Consider the following 17450-nt stretch of genomic DNA (forward strand, 5'->3'; position numbering starts at 1 on the left):
CAAGAAGGAGAGGGCGCATGGTCCAACGCGCAGAGAAAAAAACAGGTAAGCGTTCGCAGGCCGTCAGTGCAAAACGCCAGGCCATATTAACCGCGGCATTAAATATCTTCTCCCAATATGGGATCCACGGCACGCGCCTGGAGCAGGTGGCAGAGCAGGCGGGCGTGTCAAAAACCAATTTACTTTATTACTACCCGTCAAAAGAGGTGCTTTATATCGCCGTTTTACGGCAGATCCTCGACATCTGGCTGGCTCCATTGAAAGCTTTTCGCGAAGACTTTGCGCCGCTGGTGGCCATTAAAGAATACATTCGCCTTAAGCTGGAAGTGTCGCGCGATTACCCTCAGGCATCACGGCTGTTTTGTATGGAGATGCTGGCCGGAGCGCCTTTATTGATGGCAGAATTGGAGGGGGATCTCAAAACGCTAATTGATGAGAAATCCGCGCTGATTGCCGGTTGGATCAAAAGCGGAAAACTGGCTCCGGTCGATCCGCATCATCTGATTTTTATGATTTGGGCTTCAACTCAGCACTACGCCGACTTTGCCCCACAGGTAGAGGCGGTGACAGGCGCAACGCTGCGTGATGAAGCCTTTTTTAACCAAACGGTCGAGAGCGTACAGCGGATGATTATTGAAGGGATCCGCGTGCGTTAACTGGCCGGTGGTAAAGGGCAGCTTAAATCGCCTTCTTCACACTGCAAGAGCGAGGCGAGAAACGCTTCGCGCTCGTTGGTCTTATCCGTCAGGCACTGGCTGGTAATCATCGCCTGAACGCTACCGCCTTCGGTACCAGAACTGAGTAATGCACAGTCCGCATCGCGCAAAGTTATCCAGGATATTTGCGCTTTTTTCAGTAAATCGCGCTGGGTTGGAGCGGCGCGCTTCAGCGCATTCTGATAAGTTTCATTAAGTTTGGCGTCGGCCGCCTTATACTGCTCAGCCGCACAGGTGTTCATCTCAATCTGCGTGTTCGCGTTGGCGCAGTCATCCGCCAGCGCCTGGCCGCTCAGCAGCAGCGCTACACATGTCAGTACGATTCGTTTCATGCTTCCCTCTGGCTTCATAAAAAAAGGCCCCGTTACCGGAGCCTTAATTAACCACAACCTTAGCCGATTGTCATCAGGCTGGCGTTCCCGCCAGCTGCGGCGGTATTGACGCTCAGGGAGCGTTCAATGTACAGCCTCTCCAGCAGAATATTGCTCTCGCCACGGGCAAAGCCCTGGACCGACACAATCGCCCCTTCGCGGGCCGCCACTGCTTCACACAGTGCGCGAAGCTGATCGGAATCGCCGTGGAAAATAACGGCATCAAACGGCTGCGTGGCGATGTTGTCCGCTTTGGCAAACTGAATGCGCCCGGAGACCGCGGCTGGCAGGCGTTTTGCCAGGTCGCGATGGAACGTATCATCTGGCCACAGGATTAAGCTACCAACGGAAGTTACAGCGGCAACCTGTACCAGTGCGTCCTGTTCATCATCGGCGATACATAGAACGCGTTCGCGCGGCAACAGCGTCCAGGTATTGCGCTCGCCGGTGGGGCCTGGCAGCAGGCGTTGCGTTCCGGCCTGCGCCAGTTCGCCAAACTGCTGGCAGAGCGCACGCAGTGCTGGACGGTCGGTTGCCCATTCGCTGAGCGCTTCCAGCGGTTGAACGAGTGCGGCTTTAAGCTGCGCATCGACCGGGTAGTCTGCATCCTGGCGGGCAAGGGTAATGCCTAACGCATTTTCCGGACGGTTTGCCAGCAGGCGGTACAGATACAGCGGCCCACCCGCTTTTGGCCCGGTTCCTGACAAGCCTTCACCACCGAATGGCTGCACGCCGACGACGGCGCCGACCATATTGCGGTTAACATACAGGTTCCCCACATGTGCTGAGCCCGTGACCTGGGCGATGGTTTCATCGATACGGGTGTGTACGCCCAGCGTCAGACCGTAGCCGGAGGCATTAATTTGCTCAATCAGGCTGCCCAGATTATTACGGGTGTAACGCACGACGTGCAGTACCGGACCAAACACCTCTTTTTGTAATTCATCGAAGCTTTCCAGCTCAATAAGCGTCGGGGCGATAAAGGTACCGGTTTGCCATTCCCGCGCATCGTCGCTATTTTCGCGCACGGCCTGGAACACCGGACGCCCTTTGGCGCGCATGGCCTGAATATGGCGCTCAATATTGGTTTTGGCTTCTTCATCGATAACCGGTCCAATATCGGTGGTCAGGCGGCCCGGGTTACCCATGCGGCACTCCGCCATCGCGCCGCGCAGCATTTTCAGCGTATGGTCGGCTACATCGTCCTGCAGACACAGGACGCGAAGCGCAGAGCAGCGCTGCCCGGCGCTGTCAAAGGCAGAAGCCAGGACGTCGACCACCACCTGTTCCGTCAGCGCGGAGGAGTCGACGATCATGGCGTTCATCCCGCCGGTTTCGGCGATAAGCGGGATTGGACGTCCCTGAGCATCCAGGCGGGTCGCGATATTGCGTTGCAACAGCGTGGCAACTTCCGTTGAGCCAGTAAACATGACGCCGCGTACGCGCTCATCGGAAGTGAGCTGCGCCCCGACCGTTTCGCCCTGACCAGGCAACAGTTGCACCACGCCTGGCGGTACACCTGCTTCGAGTAAAATGGCAATACCCTGGGCGGCAATCAGCGGGGTTTGTTCCGCGGGTTTTGCCAGTACGCTGTTGCCCGCCGCCAGCGCGGCGGCAATCTGCCCGGAGAAAATAGCCAGCGGGAAGTTCCAGGGGCTGATACAGACTACAGGCCCTAACGGACGATGGGTTTCATTATCGAAGTCATCGCGGACCTGACCGGCATAATAGTGCAGGAAGTCTACCGCTTCGCGCACTTCCGCAATGGCGTTGCTGAAGGTTTTACCTGCTTCGCGCACCAGAATGCCAATCAATTGCTGCATCTGGCCTTCCATTAGAACGGCGGCGCGATGCAAAATAGCGGCGCGCTCTTGTGGCGGTGTGGCGAACCAGATCGGCGCGTTATTTACTGCGTTCTGCAATGCCTGTTCCACTTCGCTGTGAGTCGCTTCACGCACGTAACCGACAATATCTTTCGGTTCGGCCGGGTTGACGACTGGCGTCATTTCACCGTCAGCAACCGGATGTTCGAGTATTGGCTTAGCGTGCCATTTTTGCAGCGCGCTGTTGAGCAGGGCGGAGGACAGCGAGGCCAGACGATGTTCGTTAGCTAAATCCAGTCCGCCTGAGTTTTCGCGGCCTTTACCGTACAGGTCACGCGGCAGGGCAATCTTCGGATGTGGCAGACCAGCCTGGCCTTCCTGCTGCGCCAGTTTTTCAACGGCTTCGACCGGGCAGGCTACCAGTTCATCCAGCGGCAGGGTAGTGTCTGCAATGCGGTTGACGAATGAAGTGTTGGCGCCGTTTTCCAGCAGACGACGCACCAGATACGCAAGCAGCGTTTCATGCGTGCCTACCGGTGCATAAATGCGGCATGGACGGTTCAGTTTGCCATCGGCAACTTTACCGGTGACCTGCTCATATAGCGGTTCGCCCATACCGTGCAGGCACTGGAACTCGTACTGACCCGGATAGTAGTTTTGACCGGCTAACTGATAAATCGCCGCCAACGTATGGGCGTTGTGGGTGGCGAACTGCGGGTAGATCAGATTCGGTACCGCAAGCAGTTTTTTCGCACAGGCCAGATAGGAAACGTCGGTGTACACCTTACGGGTATAGACCGGATAACCTTCCAGACCGTCCATTTGCGCACGTTTGATTTCGCTATCCCAGTAGGCGCCCTTAACCAGGCGGATCATCAGGCGACGGCGGCTGCGTGTAGCCAGATCAATGAGATAATCAATGACATACGGACAGCGCTTCTGGTAGGCCTGGATTACAAAGCCGATACCGTTCCAGCCCGCCAGTTCAGGTTCAAAGCACAGTTTTTCCAGCAGATCGAGGGAGATCTCCAGTCGGTCTGCCTCTTCAGCATCAATATTGATACCGATGTCGTACTGGCGGGCCAGCAGAGTAAGCGACTTCAGACGCGGATAGAGTTCATCCATCACGCGGTCATACTGCGCGCGGCTATAACGCGGATGCAACGCCGACAGCTTGATAGAAATGCCCGGCCCTTCATAGATGCCGCGACCATTTGATGCTTTACCAATGGCGTGGATTGCCTGTTGGTACGAAACCATATAAGCCTGGGCATCAGCGGCGGTTAGAGCCGCTTCACCCAGCATGTCATAAGAGTAGCGGAAACCTTTTTCTTCCAGTTTACGCGCGTTAGCCAGCGCTTCGGCGATAGTCTCTCCGGTGACGAACTGCTCGCCCATCAAGCGCATTGCCATGTCGACGCCTTTACGCACCAGTGGTTCACCGCTCTTGCCGATAATACGGTTGAGTGAGCGTGAAAGGCTGGCTTCATTATGCGTAGAAACCAGACGACCGGTAAACAACAGTCCCCAGGTCGCCGCGTTGACGAAAAGTGACGGACTGCGTCCAATGTGCGACTGCCAGTTGCCGTTGCTGATTTTGTCGCGGATTAACGCATCGCGGGTTGCCTTATCAGGAATACGCAGCAAGGCTTCCGCCAGACACATCAGCGCGACGCCTTCCTGTGAAGAAAGGGAGAATTCCTGCAATAAACCTTGTACCATCCCGGCGCGGCCGCTGGCGGTCTTCTGGTTACGCAGTTTGTCGGCCAGGCTGTACGCCAGCTTGTGCGCTTGCTCTGCGATGGGTTGCGGCAGACGAGCCTGCTCCATCAGCATCGGCACTGCGTCGGTTTCGGCGCGGCGGTACGCGGCGGTGATTGCTGCGCGGGAAACTGACTGCGGCAGGATCTGTTCGGCAAATTCCAGGAAAGGCTGATGCGCTTCATTCTGCGGCGTGGTTGACTCCTCACCCTCATTCGCGGCACCCGCCAACAGGGCCGGTAGTTCAGGAAGCGCGTCGTCATTTTCCAGTCTTTCGAGATAATTAAAGATGGCTTGTTTGATCAGCCAATGTGGCGTGCGATCGATTCGTGATGCTGCTGTTTTAATACGCTCGCGAGTGGCGTCATCCAGCTTAACCCCCATCGTGGTGGTTCCCATGCCGTTTACTCCTGTTGTACTGAAATACGGGTCTGATAGTTACCGAGAAATATCCACTATGTTGCAACTTTGTGCAACCGTGTTAAATGTGACTTGGTTTGCAAGCTTGGAAATGAATGAGATGTTAATAAATATGAGTCTTATGATGTGGGCTGTAAAAATTACAGAATCTTTTTCTCTGCGGTAGTTAACACTTTTAAAAGGTGCAACCGAAAAAAATGTGAGAGAGTGCAACCTACAGAAAAATGCTATCTACTCTGGATCAAATTTGATGTAAATGGTGTGTTAAATCGATTGTGAATAACCATCGCTTCCGGCAGGATACGGTCGCCCTGGTCAACATAGATATCTTTGCCACGTTCCGGCAGGGTAATAAAACGGCAAGCCACGGCATTGCTGATACATAATTTTGGAGAGTTTTGATGGCTATTAGCACACCGATGTTAGTGACATTCTGTGTCTATATTTTCGGCATGATATTGATAGGGTTTATTGCATGGCGTTCAACCAAAAACTTTGACGATTACATTCTGGGGGGACGCAGTCTGGGTCCGTTCGTGACCGCGTTATCCGCTGGGGCATCTGACATGAGCGGCTGGTTGCTGATGGGGCTGCCTGGCGCAATTTTCCTGTCGGGCATTTCAGAAAGCTGGATCGCCATCGGCCTTATTTTGGGCGCCTGGATCAACTGGAAGCTGGTGGCCGGACGTTTACGCGTACACACCGAATACAATAACAATGCGCTGACGTTACCGGATTACTTTACCGGTCGCTTTGAAGATAAAAGTCGAATTCTGCGTATTATCTCCGCGCTGGTTATTCTGCTGTTTTTCACCATCTATTGTGCTTCAGGGATTGTGGCAGGGGCGCGTCTGTTTGAAAGTACCTTTGGCATGAGCTACGAAACAGCACTTTGGGCGGGCGCGGCCGCGACGATCATCTATACCTTTATCGGTGGTTTCCTGGCAGTAAGCTGGACCGATACCGTCCAGGCCAGCCTGATGATCTTCGCCCTGATCCTGACGCCGGTGATGGTTATTATTGGTGTGGGTGGGTTCGAGGATTCGCTGGAAGTGATTAAACAAAAGAGCATTGAGAACGTGGACATGTTCAAAGGGCTGAATTTTGTTGCCATCATTTCCCTGATGGGCTGGGGTCTGGGCTACTTTGGTCAGCCGCATATTCTGGCGCGCTTTATGGCGGCAGATTCCCACCATAGCATTGTTCATGCTCGCCGCATCAGTATGACCTGGATGATCCTCTGTCTGGCGGGTGCCGTGGCTGTGGGCTTCTTTGGTATTGCTTACTTTAACAACAACCCGCAGCTTGCCGGTGCCGTTAACCAGAACGCCGAGCGTGTGTTTATTGAACTGGCGCAAATCCTGTTTAACCCGTGGATTGCCGGTATTCTGCTGTCTGCGATCCTCGCTGCGGTTATGTCGACCCTGAGCTGCCAGCTGCTGGTGTGCTCCAGCGCAATCACCGAAGACTTGTACAAAGCATTCCTGCGTAAAAATGCCAGCCAGAAAGAGCTGGTATGGATTGGCCGCATCATGGTGCTGGTCGTGGCGCTGGTGTCCATCGCGCTGGCGGCGAACCCGGAGAACCGCGTGCTGGGCCTGGTAAGCTACGCCTGGGCGGGCTTCGGCGCGGCGTTTGGCCCTGTGGTTCTGTTCTCGGTAATGTGGTCGCGTATGACCCGCAACGGCGCGCTGGCAGGGATGATCATCGGTGCGGTGACGGTAATCGTCTGGAAGCAGTTCGCCTGGCTGGGTCTGTATGAAATTATCCCGGGCTTTGTTTTCGGCAGCATCGGTATTGTGGTCTTCAGCCTGTTGGGTAAAGCACCTTCAACTGCTATGCAGCAACGTTTTGCCGAGGCTGACGCGCATTATCACTCAGCTCCGCCATCGCGTTTACAGGCAGAATAATTTATCTCCTGTCCCTGAAGCCCGCCGTGCGCGGGCTTTTTATTGCGCCCCCGCAAACCTGCATAACCATTACCCGCCTAACTGTTTACATTAAGTCATCATTCTCAAAACATTCTACTTGAGTTTTTCTTTGCTGTAATGATAATCACTATCACTGTAATTTACTTTTCTTTTCATCAATTGACCGAGAATAACGTTTAAGGGTTCTTCGCATGTTTGTTCCATTTCTAATTATGTTGCGCGAAGGGTTAGAGGCCGCGCTGATTGTCAGCCTGATTGCCAGCTACCTGAAACGGACTCAGCGTGGTCGATGGATTGGTGTGATGTGGATTGGTGTTCTGCTGGCGGCGGCGTTATGCCTGGCGTTAGGGATTTTCATCAACGAAACCACCGGTGAATTTCCGCAAAAAGAACAGGAGCTGTTTGAAGGCATCGTGGCGGTCATTGCCGTGGTGATCCTCACCTGGATGGTGTTCTGGATGCGTAAAGTTTCCCGCAACGTCAAAGTCCAGCTTGAACAGGCTGTCGATAACGCGTTGCAACGCGGTAATCATCACGGCTGGGCGCTGGTGATGATGGTCTTTTTTGCTGTTGCGCGAGAAGGGCTGGAATCGGTGTTCTTCCTGCTGGCGGCATTCCAGCAGGATGTAGGCATCTGGCCGCCGTTAGGCGCGATGCTGGGACTGGCTACCGCAGTGGTTCTGGGATACCTGATTTACCTCGGCGGCATTCGCCTCAACCTCGGGGCATTCTTTAAATGGACCAGCCTGTTCATTTTGCTGGTAGCTGCCGGTCTTGCCGCAGGGGCGATCCGCGCTTTCCACGAAGCCGGGTTGTGGAATCATTTTCAGGATGTGGCGTTTGACCTGAGCAGTGTGCTGTCGACGCATTCGCTGTTTGGCACATTGATGGAAGGCATTTTCGGCTATCAGGAAGCGCCAAGCGTTAGTGAAGTCGCTGTCTGGTTTATCTACCTGATTCCGGCGTTGATTATGTTTGCACTACCGCCGCGTTCAGGCACTACGGCATCGCGTACCGCACCTTGATAAAAACGCGATGCAGAATACTTTTTAGTTACAACATACTTATTTATAGGGATAGGTTATGACGTTTAATTTTCGCCGTAGTGCGCTGCAGTTGGGTATTGCCGCGCTGTTTGCATCCGCTTTTTCTGCACAAGCCGCCGATATTCCGCAGGTGAAAGTCACGGTTAACGACAAACAGTGTGAACCGATGACGATCACGGTTAACGCCGGGAAAACGCAGTTCATCATCCAGAACCACAGCCAGAAAGCGCTGGAGTGGGAAATTCTTAAAGGCGTTATGGTGGTTGAAGAGCGCGAAAACATTGCACCAGGCTTTAGCCAGAAAATGACCGCTAACCTGCAGCCTGGCGAATATGATATGACCTGCGGTCTGTTGACTAACCCGAAAGGCAAACTGATCGTAAAAGGCAGCGCAACGGCGGATGCCGCACAGAGCGATGCTCTGCTGAGTCTGAGCGGCGCGATTACCGAATATAAAGCTTATGTGACAGCTGAAACCGCGCAGTTGGTTGCGGGCACTAAAGCCTTCACCGATGCAATTAAAGCAGGCGATCTGGAAAAAGCGAAATCGCTGTATGCGCCAACCCGTCAGCATTATGAGCGTATTGAACCGATTGCTGAACTGTTCTCCGATCTCGACGGCAGCATCGATGCGCGTGAAGATGATTATGAGCAAAAAGCCGCCGATCCTAAATTCACCGGCTTCCACCGCCTGGAGAAAGCGCTGTTTGGCGACAATACCACCAAAGGTATGGATCAGTACGCCGACCAATTAAATAGCGATGTTCTTGACCTGCAAACGCGTATTAGCGAGCTGGCTTTCCCACCGTCAAAAGTTGTTGGCGGGGCAGCAGGACTGATTGAAGAAGTTGCTGCCAGCAAAATCAGTGGGGAAGAAGATCGCTACAGCCATACCGATCTGTGGGATTTCCAGGCCAACGTCGATGGCGCGCAGAAAATTGTCGATCTCCTACGTCCTCAGTTGCAAAAATCCAATGCTGAGCTGCTGGCGAAGGTGGATGCGAACTTCAAAAAGGTTGATACCATTCTGAGCAAGTACCATACCAAAGACGGTTTTGAAACCTATGACAAACTGACTGATGCCGATCGTAATGCGCTGAAAGGGCCAATCACGACGCTGGCGGAAGACTTGTCGCAATTACGCGGTGTTCTGGGTCTGGATTAAGCACTATGCAGCAAGATAATGAAAACGGCGTGAGCGAACCGTCACGCCGACGTTTACTGAAAGGGATGGGCGCCCTGGGTGGGGCGCTGGCGCTGGCGGGTGGGTGTCCGGTTGCCCACGCGCAAAAACCACAAAGCGCGCCGGGAACGCTGTCTCCGGATGCGCGTAGTGAAACGCAGCCGTTTTATGGTCAGCATCAGGCGGGGATCCTGACGCCGCAGCAGGCATCAATGATGCTGGTGGCATTCGATGTTCTCGCCAGCGATAAGGCCGATCTTGAGCGTTTATTCCGGTTGTTGACTAGCCGATTTGCGTTTCTGACCACCGGTGGACCGGCACCGGATACGCCCAATCCGCGTCTCCCTCCTATGGATTCAGGTATCCTCGGCGCATACATTGCGCCAGACAACCTGACGATGACGTTGTCGGTTGGTTCATCGTTGTTCGATGAACGTTATGGCCTGAAATCGCAGATGCCGAAAAAGCTGCAAAAAATGACCCGCTTCCCGAATGATTCGCTGGATGCGGCGCTGTGCCATGGCGATTTGCTGCTGCAGATTTGTGCCAACACTCAGGACACTGTCATCCACGCGTTGCGCGATATCATTAAACACACGCCCGATCTCCTCAGCGTGCGCTGGAAACGTGAAGGGTTTATTTCTGACCACGCCGCGCGCAGCAAAGGCAAAGAGACCCCGGTCAACCTGCTTGGCTTTAAAGACGGTACCGCGAATCCGGACGCTACGGATGCGAAGTTGATGCAAGACGTGGTGTGGGTGACGGATGGGCAGGGCGAACCTGCCTGGGCGCAAGGTGGCAGTTATCAGGCCGTCAGGCTCATTCAGTTCCGCGTTGAGTTCTGGGATCGTACGCCGCTGAAAGAGCAGCAAACGATTTTTGGTCGTGATAAACACACCGGCGCGCCGCTGGGTATGCAGCATGAGCATGATGTGCCTGACTATGCCAGTGATCCTGAAGGTGAGGTGATTGCGCTCGACAGTCATATCCGCCTGGCAAACCCGCGCACGAAAGAGACCGACTCGAGCCTGATGATGCGTCGTGGCTACAGCTATTCGCTCGGTGTGACTAATTCCGGTCAACTGGATATGGGGCTGTTGTTTGTTTGCTATCAACACGATCTGGAAAAAGGATTTTTGGCGGTGCAGAAACGTCTGAATGGTGAAGCGCTTGAAGAGTATGTCAAACCGATTGGCGGGGGATATTTCTTTGCTTTGCCGGGCGTTAAAACTGCAGACAATTATCTGGGACAGTCTCTGCTCGAAGCCTGATGATGATGCCCCGCAGTACAGCGGGGTTTTTCCTGACATCTTGATGAAGGAACAAACTATTTTTTATGTTCGGTATGCGACTGAAATAATTCTGTCATCTCTCTGCAAGAGACTGTCTCTGGTGATAAGATAGAATTTAAGTTAACAATAAGTAAAAATATTGTTGCATTAGCGAAAGGTTATGATGTAATTATAAGTAATAGCGGTAGTTCCCGGCGGTGATAGTCATTCACTATGGAGATCGCGAATGGAAAAGTCCTGTACTGGACACGTTTTTCACAGTAACAGCAGTACCTTACGCGGACGTTTCTCTTCCGGTAGCCACCTCGTCACCGCTAAATCTCTCTCTCATTCACTTCTTATCCTTGTTACTGACGCCCTGTACGGTGCGCGTAGCCGTGTGTGGCGTCTTATCCGAAAGCAAGCAATGGCTTACAAGGAAGCCAACCCTCAGATGTTCGTGCGCATAATCGTGCCGCCAACGGCGCGTGTGATGTATACCTACAACTCAAGGTGCTATCCATGGGAAGACAAAAAGCAGTGATCAAAGCTCGTCGTGAAGCAAAACGTGTGCTGAGGCGGGATTCGCGTAGTCATAAGCAACGTGAAGATGAATCGGTCACCTCGCTTGTGCAGATGGGCGGCGTAGAAGCGATCGGTATGGCGCGTGACAGTCGCGACGCCACGCCAATCACGGCGCGGAATGAAGCTCAGGCGCACTACCTGAATGCTATCGAGAGTAAACAGCTGATCTTCGCCACCGGTGAAGCCGGGTGTGGTAAAACCTGGATCAGCGCGGCAAAAGCTGCAGAGGCTCTGATCCACAAAGACGTGGACCGGATCATTGTAACCCGTCCAGTTCTGCAAGCTGATGAAGACCTCGGCTTCTTACCTGGAGATGTTTCCGAGAAGTTCGCTCCTTATTTTCGCCCCGTGTATGACGTGCTGGTGAAACGGCTGGGAGCCTCCTTCATGCAATATTGCCTGCGACCTGAGATTGGTAAGGTGGAAATCGCGCCGTTCGCCTATATGCGTGGACGTACATTTGAAAATGCAGTGGTCATTCTTGACGAGGCTCAGAACGTCACTGCTGCGCAAATGAAGATGTTTTTGACCCGCCTCGGGGAGAATGTGACGGTGATTGTGAATGGGGATGTGACCCAGTGCGATCTTCCAGCTCACGTTCGCTCAGGGCTTAGCGATGCGCTGGCCCGTTTCGAAGAAGATGATATGGTTGGGATTGTTCGTTTCAATAAAGACGATTGCGTCCGCTCTGCGCTCTGTCAGCGGACGCTCAACGCTTACAACTGATAAGTACTCCGTCTTCAAGGCCCGGGAAACCGGGCTTTGTTATTTGTGTGTTATTAAGTAAATTTTAGAAATTGAAATAGTATGCTCTGATGAAATAGAACATCGAAAACGAGTAGAAACCAGGATATCTGAAGTCGAGGGGGAACCTTGCCTGACTTGAGATATGTCAAAAGCTTGATTTATGAACTGTGGAATAGAGAACACCTTATTTTAGACTCATGCGTTTATCCAGTGATGAATGCGTCTCGCGGATCAGCGACCCGTTGAGCTCACAGCACTCAGCGGACGTTCGTGTAATGATTCGCCAACGCGGAACGATAGCTACGCTTTTATCGAGATGTCGCATTCATCAGCCAGTTTCTGAGCTGAGTTACGACATTATGTTACATCTGATTTTGCAGAAGAATCATGATTTCCTCATTAATATGATCCAACAGGTCATACCGTCTCCGGTATTCCGCGCGTTTTTTACTGGCAAGCTCATTAAATGACTTACGCTCTACATAAATTGGCAACTTATACCAATTACCGTATGGACGACCAGCAACTGATTCCCAAAAATCACTGTACAGGGCAACAAAGTATTTACGTTTCTTGTACCGGTATCGCCATTGCCTGAAAACATGGCTCTGTTCACTAACTGCTAAAATATTAGTGATATCACAGCAACGCATCAATGAACAAAGAACCTCAAAAACGATCCGCTTAGGGAATAGTCCATAGCAGGCTTTAGTAGCGTTACGAATAATGTCTGGGCCAATATTTTTTGGTGCCCCCTGCAGACCGCCAATAAATGCACAATGTCCTTCTTTTGACGGGATAACCGAGAAGGACAATCGGGCCACCGGGGTGTTGTTAAAACTCAGAGATAACATCAGTTCTCCTTCACGATCAAAACCGCCTGAAGAACAGTGAATATCAAAATCCTCACCATTTTTTCCGGTGAAATGGACCAATAGCACATCTCTGTCGGGTAATAATAACGCCTGGTGTTTCACTGGTAAACTCTGGACAAAACGGTAGTGACCAATAATGTTTTTCCTTCGATTCCATGCCAGCCCTCCTTTATGTAAATAGGGACGATGAATTTTGGCTGGTAACGTAGGTTGCATCTCCAGAATCTTATCAATTGATTTAAGGGAATGTAATTCTTGATAATACCGAATACTGGAGACAGGACTTATCATAGATCGTAAAAGATACATGAGTCGAAATTTTTTGTTCTTCCATTTGCTATGCAAAGGGCCACGTGCCAATAGAATTTGGTTAAAGAAACTTAGATATGATGTATTTTTCATAAGTATCATTATTAATTCAGGGTGTTTAAATTTATTTACGTGCAAGGTGTAAATACTGGAATCTCTGACGCTGTTTTGTTAATGCGAAACATTTTGAAAATAAATTCATGTCTGATATGCCAGTTTTGTTGATAATCATTAGGCGCTCTCTCGTTCGCATATCCTGGTGAAAACAAATTTTTTTCATTCTACAGAGAAGAACATATATATTTGTTAAACAAAGTATACTTTACAAACATACCGATGTTCATTGAGTAAACTGGTAGGTTGACTTGTCAACCACATAACGAAGTAAATCATGTGATTCAGCGAGCCATGGGGGTTTGGAAAACGCACGACTTTGAACGTCAGGACAAATTTTGAACGATGACAGCTATCACAATTGGCTGTATTCCCGCGCAATACGCCGGTTTTCGTGGATTATTGTCAAATTGAATAACTTAAATTGGGATATACACATTCCTGACTTTCTTTCCAGATATAATGCCCAGTATATTTTTGGTAACCTTTTGTACTGAAAAGGAGTTTGCATTGTATGGTTATGAAACAGGCCCGCAAAACAATACCAAGGGGAACCTGATTCGCTGGCTGACGCACGAATAGGGTACTGCCGTTAAGAATATTTCCGGATACAGAGACTTTACCGATCGGCCGCAACATTCTCTGGTCACTCACGTTCTCAGAGAAATGCACTAGCTCGATGCCTGGTTGCAGTGCGACAGTGTTCCGGGGGATTCACCGGTGATGAACAGTGCCAATCTGTATAAAGGTATCGGAAAAATTTTTTTGTCCGGCTTTAACCATGAACATGCAGTCAACTGTCCTATGTACCTAAATGACGTGGTAATCTTGAATAAACAAACTCGAGTTGTTTACTCATTCATACCTGAGCGCGTGTTCCAGGGAAACGAATAAGCGTACTGAGTTTTATATTCTGGCATGTACATCACCGTAAAGTGCCTGCAGGATGATTACTTTCAGACCGTGGAGGATTACGTCGGTAATGATAGTAAAGACTCTCAAATATACATAGCAACAATCCAAACCATACCGCTGAAAAACAAAATAGCTCGGAGTAATTAATAACCTCTCCAAATATAAGTATGGCAATGAGAAATTGCAAAGATGGTTCTATATACTGAGCAAGACCTGTCACAATAAGAGATGTACGATTTAGCGCTACTGCAAATAACACTAACGGAATTACTGTAACGGGAGCGGTTAATATATAAAGGAACAGAGAGATGTCAGATGATGTAGTTATACTCGAGCCAGTATAGATAAAGATGAAAAGAGCAACAGGTAGAGCCCAGAATGTTTCAAGCGTGATTGAGGTTATTGCATCGTAATGGATAAATTTTCGCGCCAGTCCGTACAATGCAAATGAAAACCCCATGATTAACGCTAGTGAAGGAAAACTGTTTGCGGAAATAATCTGATAGCCAAGACCACATACGCCGGATATTACTGCTATAAGTTGAAATAATGATGGTTTTTCTTTAAGAAAAATACATCCAAGGCAAATGACAATAAGTGGGTTGATAAAATATCCCAGACTGGCGTCGAGTACCTTATGATTTGTTAATGCATAAATAAAAGCTGACCACGAAATTACCATTAGCAAGCCTGCTATCATGCAGGATATGAAGGAGGTTTTATCTTTCAGTAAATCGCGAAAAAACGTTCTCTTACGAAATAATAATCTTATTGGCAGTAATAGAGGTATAGACCAAAAAACTCTGTACATCAAAATTTCAGCGAGGGCTCCGCCAGATAGATATTGATAAAACAATGGGATCAGGCCCCATAATATAAATGCCAGAACAACAACTGCGGGTCCATTTCGCAGAAACTTTACCATTTATGTGTATCCTTGCTTGCCATACCGACATGTTCTTCTGAAGAGCATTGTCAACCCTTCACTCTGGCATGTACCTGCTCTTAAGAGAAACGTGTGCTGTTACAGTACTCAATCTCATTTACAGTCAGGGTGATATAAAAAACAAGGTGAAATTTATCATAATCGTATCTATAAAATGATGATAAAAATCAAGGGGAAGACTTCCGATTTGTATTGCGGGCTGGATCATCTTTCAGACGTCTGACGGGGAGTATTTGCCTTTCCCTGATTTCCTCGTCAATATCAAATAAGCACTCGTCGCAGAATTCTTTATCGAGTGAGAGCCACTATTCAAAGACGCTCCTTTTCTTATTACACCGTGCGCATCTCTTCATCACATCATCCTTTATGCTATTTCCCTGCCGAGCTTCCAGGACAAAAGGTGTTCGCTCCTAAATAAGACAGGAATTAGATTTATAAACAATCAGTTAAATTCGTTTTAGAGATTGTGGCACAGGGACAATCATGCGGGATAATTCATTTTGCAGATCAATTTTTACGTAATCGATCGACGAAATCGATCGATGCTTACACCTCTGTATTACACACCATTCGTGATGCTGCCGGACTCACAACACCTGGCCAGCATTCCTTGCTTAAGCGCATCATTACCGGGTGCAATGCCGCGCAAACTGCGCAGGACTGGGCAATGGATGATGGCTTCCGCTGCTGGTTGCTTGAGAAAGAGTAAACCGCTATGAAGGTCATTACCTGCAATCTGGACCGGAGGATCTGGCGTGATTTGATGAAGAAATCCGGCATGATAAGTCTCATCCATGCCGCTACCCGCGATAAGTAGAGCAGAAACCTTGAGCGGGGCGATATCCCCGCCAGGCTGTGCGATATGCGAAAAAAAAGCCCGTACTTGCATACGAGCTCTTCTTTAAATATGGCGGTGAGGCGGGGATTGACTCGCTTCGCTCGCCCTGCGGGCAGCCTGTTCGCTATGCTCTCAGTCTGTCCAACTGGCTGCGCCGCTACTCGGCCCATCCCTGGGCCTCGCCCCTACGGGGCCAGCGCAGGCGCTGTTCAAAATTGCTCCGGCAATTTTGTGTCGAACCCCGGTCGGGGCTTCTCATACCCGCCATGCTGTGCAACATACGAAAAAAAAGCCCGTACTTGCGTACGAGCTCTTTTTTAAATATGGCGGTGAGGCGGGGATTCGAACCCCGGATACGTTGCCGTATACACACTTTCCAGGCGTGCTCCTTCAGCCACTCGGACACCTCACCATATTGTTGTTCCTGTGCTACCGGAACGGGCGCTAATGTAGGGGAAACACCGCCCCGTCGTCAATCAACTTTTTGAAAAAAATGTGCATTTACACAAACTTCAAGCAACATGGAGCATAAATAAGCGGGAATTGTTTTTTTTGCCAGCATCCTAAAATTTGCTACTCTGATGTTCCCTCGGAAAATGATGATAATAAGTGCGAGAAAGTTCCGCACAACAATGTTCAGGAGACAATGTGGATATAATTTTCTATCACCCAACATTCGATACGACCTGGTGGATTAATGCGTTGGCAAAGGCAATACCTGGTGCAAACGTACGTGAGTGGAAAGCGGGAGATAATGCACATGCTGACTATGCGCTGGTCTGGCATCCGCCGGTTGAAATGCTCGCAGGACGAAAATTAAAAGCCGTATTTGCGCTGGGCGCGGGCGTCGATTCTATTCTCAGTAAACTCAATGCTCATCCGGAAATGTTGGATGCGTCGATCCCGCTTTTCCGTCTGGAAGATACGGGTATGGGCCTGCAAATGCAGGAATATGCGGTTAGTCAGGTGCTGCACTGGTTTCGTCGCTTTGATGATTATCAGGCATTGAAAAATCAGGCGAAATGGCAACCGTTGCCAGAATATACTCGTGAGGAGTTTACCGTCGGGATCATGGGAGCAGGGGTATTGGGCGCAAAAGTTGCCGAAAGCCTGCAAGCATGGGGATTCCCACTGCGCTGCTGGAGCCGTTCGCGTAAATCCTGGTCTGGCGTGGAAAGCTTCGCCGGTACTGAGGAACTGGGCGCGTTTTTGAGCCAAACTCGTGTGCTTATCAACCTCCTGCCTAATACGGCAGAAACCGTAGGTATTATTAACGCTGATTTACTTAGCCAATTGCTGGATGGCGCCTACGTGCTGAACCTGGCGCGTGGTGTTCATCTCAATGAAGACGATCTTCTGGCATCGCTGGACAGCGGCAAGGTGAAAGGTGCCATGCTGGATGTCTATAGCCGTGAACCGATGCCGGAAACCAGTCCTCTGTGGAAACATCCGCGTGTGGCAATGACGCCGCATATTGCCGCGGTAACGCGACCAGCAGAGGCAGTGGACTATATTTCCCGCACGATTTTGGACCTGGAGAATGGGAAATCCGTAACGGGTCAGGTCGATCGCGTTCGGGGATACTAATGCTAACCCGGC

General features: G+C 50.5%; 13 protein-coding genes and 1 tRNA gene. 8 read left to right on the plus strand and 6 right to left on the minus strand.

The genetic code is table 11. From position 1 onward, the window contains the following. The first annotated feature begins 17 nt into the window (after window positions 1-17). Window positions 18-656 carry an HTH-type transcriptional regulator RutR gene (gene rutR / locus OGV57_RS03455; protein WP_003036026.1) on the plus strand — a complete coding sequence of 213 codons (639 nt, stop codon included), beginning with the start codon at window positions 18-20 and terminating at the stop codon, window positions 654-656. Here rutR and OGV57_RS03460 read toward each other — a convergent pair. Together OGV57_RS03460 and putA are read right to left on the minus strand one after the other, a co-directional pair. Then, window positions 653-1048 (minus strand): lysozyme inhibitor LprI family protein, encoded by a 396-nt coding sequence (locus tag OGV57_RS03460; RefSeq protein WP_048219137.1) that lies wholly within the window; start codon window positions 1046-1048, stop codon window positions 653-655. The two genes, rutR and OGV57_RS03460, sit on opposite strands and share 4 nt — an antisense overlap. Before the next feature lie 59 nt (window positions 1049-1107). Next, complete coding sequence (gene putA, locus OGV57_RS03465; protein ID WP_054528256.1) at window positions 1108-5070, minus strand: trifunctional transcriptional regulator/proline dehydrogenase/L-glutamate gamma-semialdehyde dehydrogenase; 3963 nt, start codon at window positions 5068-5070, stop codon at window positions 1108-1110. Window positions 5071-5492: 422 nt separating this feature from the next. Here putA and putP point away from each other — a divergent pair, with 422 nt between their 5' ends. From putP to phoH, 6 genes are all read left to right on the plus strand, one after another. Then, window positions 5493-7001: a sodium/proline symporter PutP gene (putP, locus tag OGV57_RS03470; RefSeq protein ID WP_032936247.1), complete on the plus strand. Its 1509-nt coding sequence runs from the start codon at window positions 5493-5495 to the stop codon at window positions 6999-7001. A 212-nt stretch (window positions 7002-7213) separates the two neighbouring features. Next, window positions 7214-8047, plus strand: coding sequence for an iron uptake transporter permease EfeU (gene efeU / locus OGV57_RS03475; protein WP_003036041.1), 834 nt, complete (start codon window positions 7214-7216; stop codon window positions 8045-8047). Between the two features lie 58 nt (window positions 8048-8105). After that, window positions 8106-9233 (plus strand): iron uptake system protein EfeO, encoded by a 1128-nt coding sequence (gene efeO, locus OGV57_RS03480; protein ID WP_054528257.1) that lies wholly within the window; start codon window positions 8106-8108, stop codon window positions 9231-9233. 5 nt (window positions 9234-9238) lie between these two features. Further along, on the plus strand, window positions 9239-10522 hold the full coding sequence (efeB, locus tag OGV57_RS03485) for an iron uptake transporter deferrochelatase/peroxidase subunit (RefSeq protein ID WP_003836807.1): 1284 nt from the start codon (window positions 9239-9241) through the stop codon (window positions 10520-10522). Window positions 10523-10769: 247 nt separating this feature from the next. After that, window positions 10770-11066, plus strand: coding sequence for a hypothetical protein (locus tag OGV57_RS03490; RefSeq protein WP_008320287.1), 297 nt, complete (start codon window positions 10770-10772; stop codon window positions 11064-11066). Next, a complete protein-coding gene (phoH, locus tag OGV57_RS03495) occupies window positions 11045-11833 on the plus strand; it encodes a phosphate starvation-inducible protein PhoH (RefSeq protein WP_003036052.1) in 789 nt (262 codons plus the stop codon). The genes OGV57_RS03490 and phoH overlap by 22 nt, the downstream gene beginning before the upstream one ends. 383 nt (window positions 11834-12216) lie before the next feature. Here phoH and OGV57_RS03500 read toward each other — a convergent pair whose 3' ends face one another. The 4 genes from OGV57_RS03500 to OGV57_RS03515 all read right to left on the minus strand — a co-directional run bounded on the left by OGV57_RS03500 (window position 12217) and on the right by OGV57_RS03515 (window position 16263). Next, on the minus strand, window positions 12217-13140 hold the full coding sequence (locus tag OGV57_RS03500) for a VirK/YbjX family protein (RefSeq protein ID WP_139239338.1): 924 nt from the start codon (window positions 13138-13140) through the stop codon (window positions 12217-12219). Window positions 13141-14077: 937 nt separating this feature from the next. Further along, on the minus strand, window positions 14078-14992 hold the full coding sequence (rarD, locus tag OGV57_RS03505) for an EamA family transporter RarD (protein WP_003036060.1): 915 nt from the start codon (window positions 14990-14992) through the stop codon (window positions 14078-14080). 580 nt (window positions 14993-15572) lie between these two features. Then, complete coding sequence (locus tag OGV57_RS03510) at window positions 15573-15902, minus strand: hypothetical protein (RefSeq protein WP_071686695.1); 330 nt, start codon at window positions 15900-15902, stop codon at window positions 15573-15575. A 273-nt stretch (window positions 15903-16175) separates the two neighbouring features. Next, window positions 16176-16263: transfer RNA gene (locus OGV57_RS03515), tRNA-Ser, on the minus strand. A gap of 236 nt (window positions 16264-16499) precedes the next feature. Here OGV57_RS03515 and ghrA point away from each other — a divergent pair. Then, window positions 16500-17438: a glyoxylate/hydroxypyruvate reductase GhrA gene (gene ghrA, locus OGV57_RS03520; RefSeq protein ID WP_054528258.1), complete on the plus strand. Its 939-nt coding sequence runs from the start codon at window positions 16500-16502 to the stop codon at window positions 17436-17438. Window positions 17439-17450: the final 12 nt, after the last annotated feature.

It is taken from the genome of Citrobacter sp. Cf087, from assembly GCF_030334285.1.
Lineage (GTDB): Bacteria > Pseudomonadota > Gammaproteobacteria > Enterobacterales > Enterobacteriaceae > Citrobacter > Citrobacter freundii.

What these genes read in the sequence shown, in the direction of transcription:
- rutR (WP_003036026.1), top strand. Translation starts at nt 18, where the DNA reads ATGGTCCAACGCGCAGAGAAAAAAACAGGTAAGCGTTCGCAGGCCGTC.
- OGV57_RS03460 (WP_048219137.1), bottom strand. Translation starts at nt 1,048, where the DNA reads ATGAAACGAATCGTACTGACATGTGTAGCGCTGCTGCTGAGCGGCCAG.
- putA (WP_054528256.1), bottom strand. Translation starts at nt 5,070, where the DNA reads ATGGGAACCACCACGATGGGGGTTAAGCTGGATGACGCCACTCGCGAG.
- putP (WP_032936247.1), top strand. Translation starts at nt 5,493, where the DNA reads ATGGCTATTAGCACACCGATGTTAGTGACATTCTGTGTCTATATTTTC.
- efeU (WP_003036041.1), top strand. Translation starts at nt 7,214, where the DNA reads ATGTTTGTTCCATTTCTAATTATGTTGCGCGAAGGGTTAGAGGCCGCG.
- efeO (WP_054528257.1), top strand. Translation starts at nt 8,106, where the DNA reads ATGACGTTTAATTTTCGCCGTAGTGCGCTGCAGTTGGGTATTGCCGCG.
- efeB (WP_003836807.1), top strand. Translation starts at nt 9,239, where the DNA reads ATGCAGCAAGATAATGAAAACGGCGTGAGCGAACCGTCACGCCGACGT.
- OGV57_RS03490 (WP_008320287.1), top strand. Translation starts at nt 10,770, where the DNA reads ATGGAAAAGTCCTGTACTGGACACGTTTTTCACAGTAACAGCAGTACC.
- phoH (WP_003036052.1), top strand. Translation starts at nt 11,045, where the DNA reads ATGGGAAGACAAAAAGCAGTGATCAAAGCTCGTCGTGAAGCAAAACGT.
- OGV57_RS03500 (WP_139239338.1), bottom strand. Translation starts at nt 13,140, where the DNA reads ATGATACTTATGAAAAATACATCATATCTAAGTTTCTTTAACCAAATT.
- rarD (WP_003036060.1), bottom strand. Translation starts at nt 14,992, where the DNA reads ATGGTAAAGTTTCTGCGAAATGGACCCGCAGTTGTTGTTCTGGCATTT.
- OGV57_RS03510 (WP_071686695.1), bottom strand. Translation starts at nt 15,902, where the DNA reads ATGCAAGTACGGGCTTTTTTTTCGCATATCGCACAGCCTGGCGGGGAT.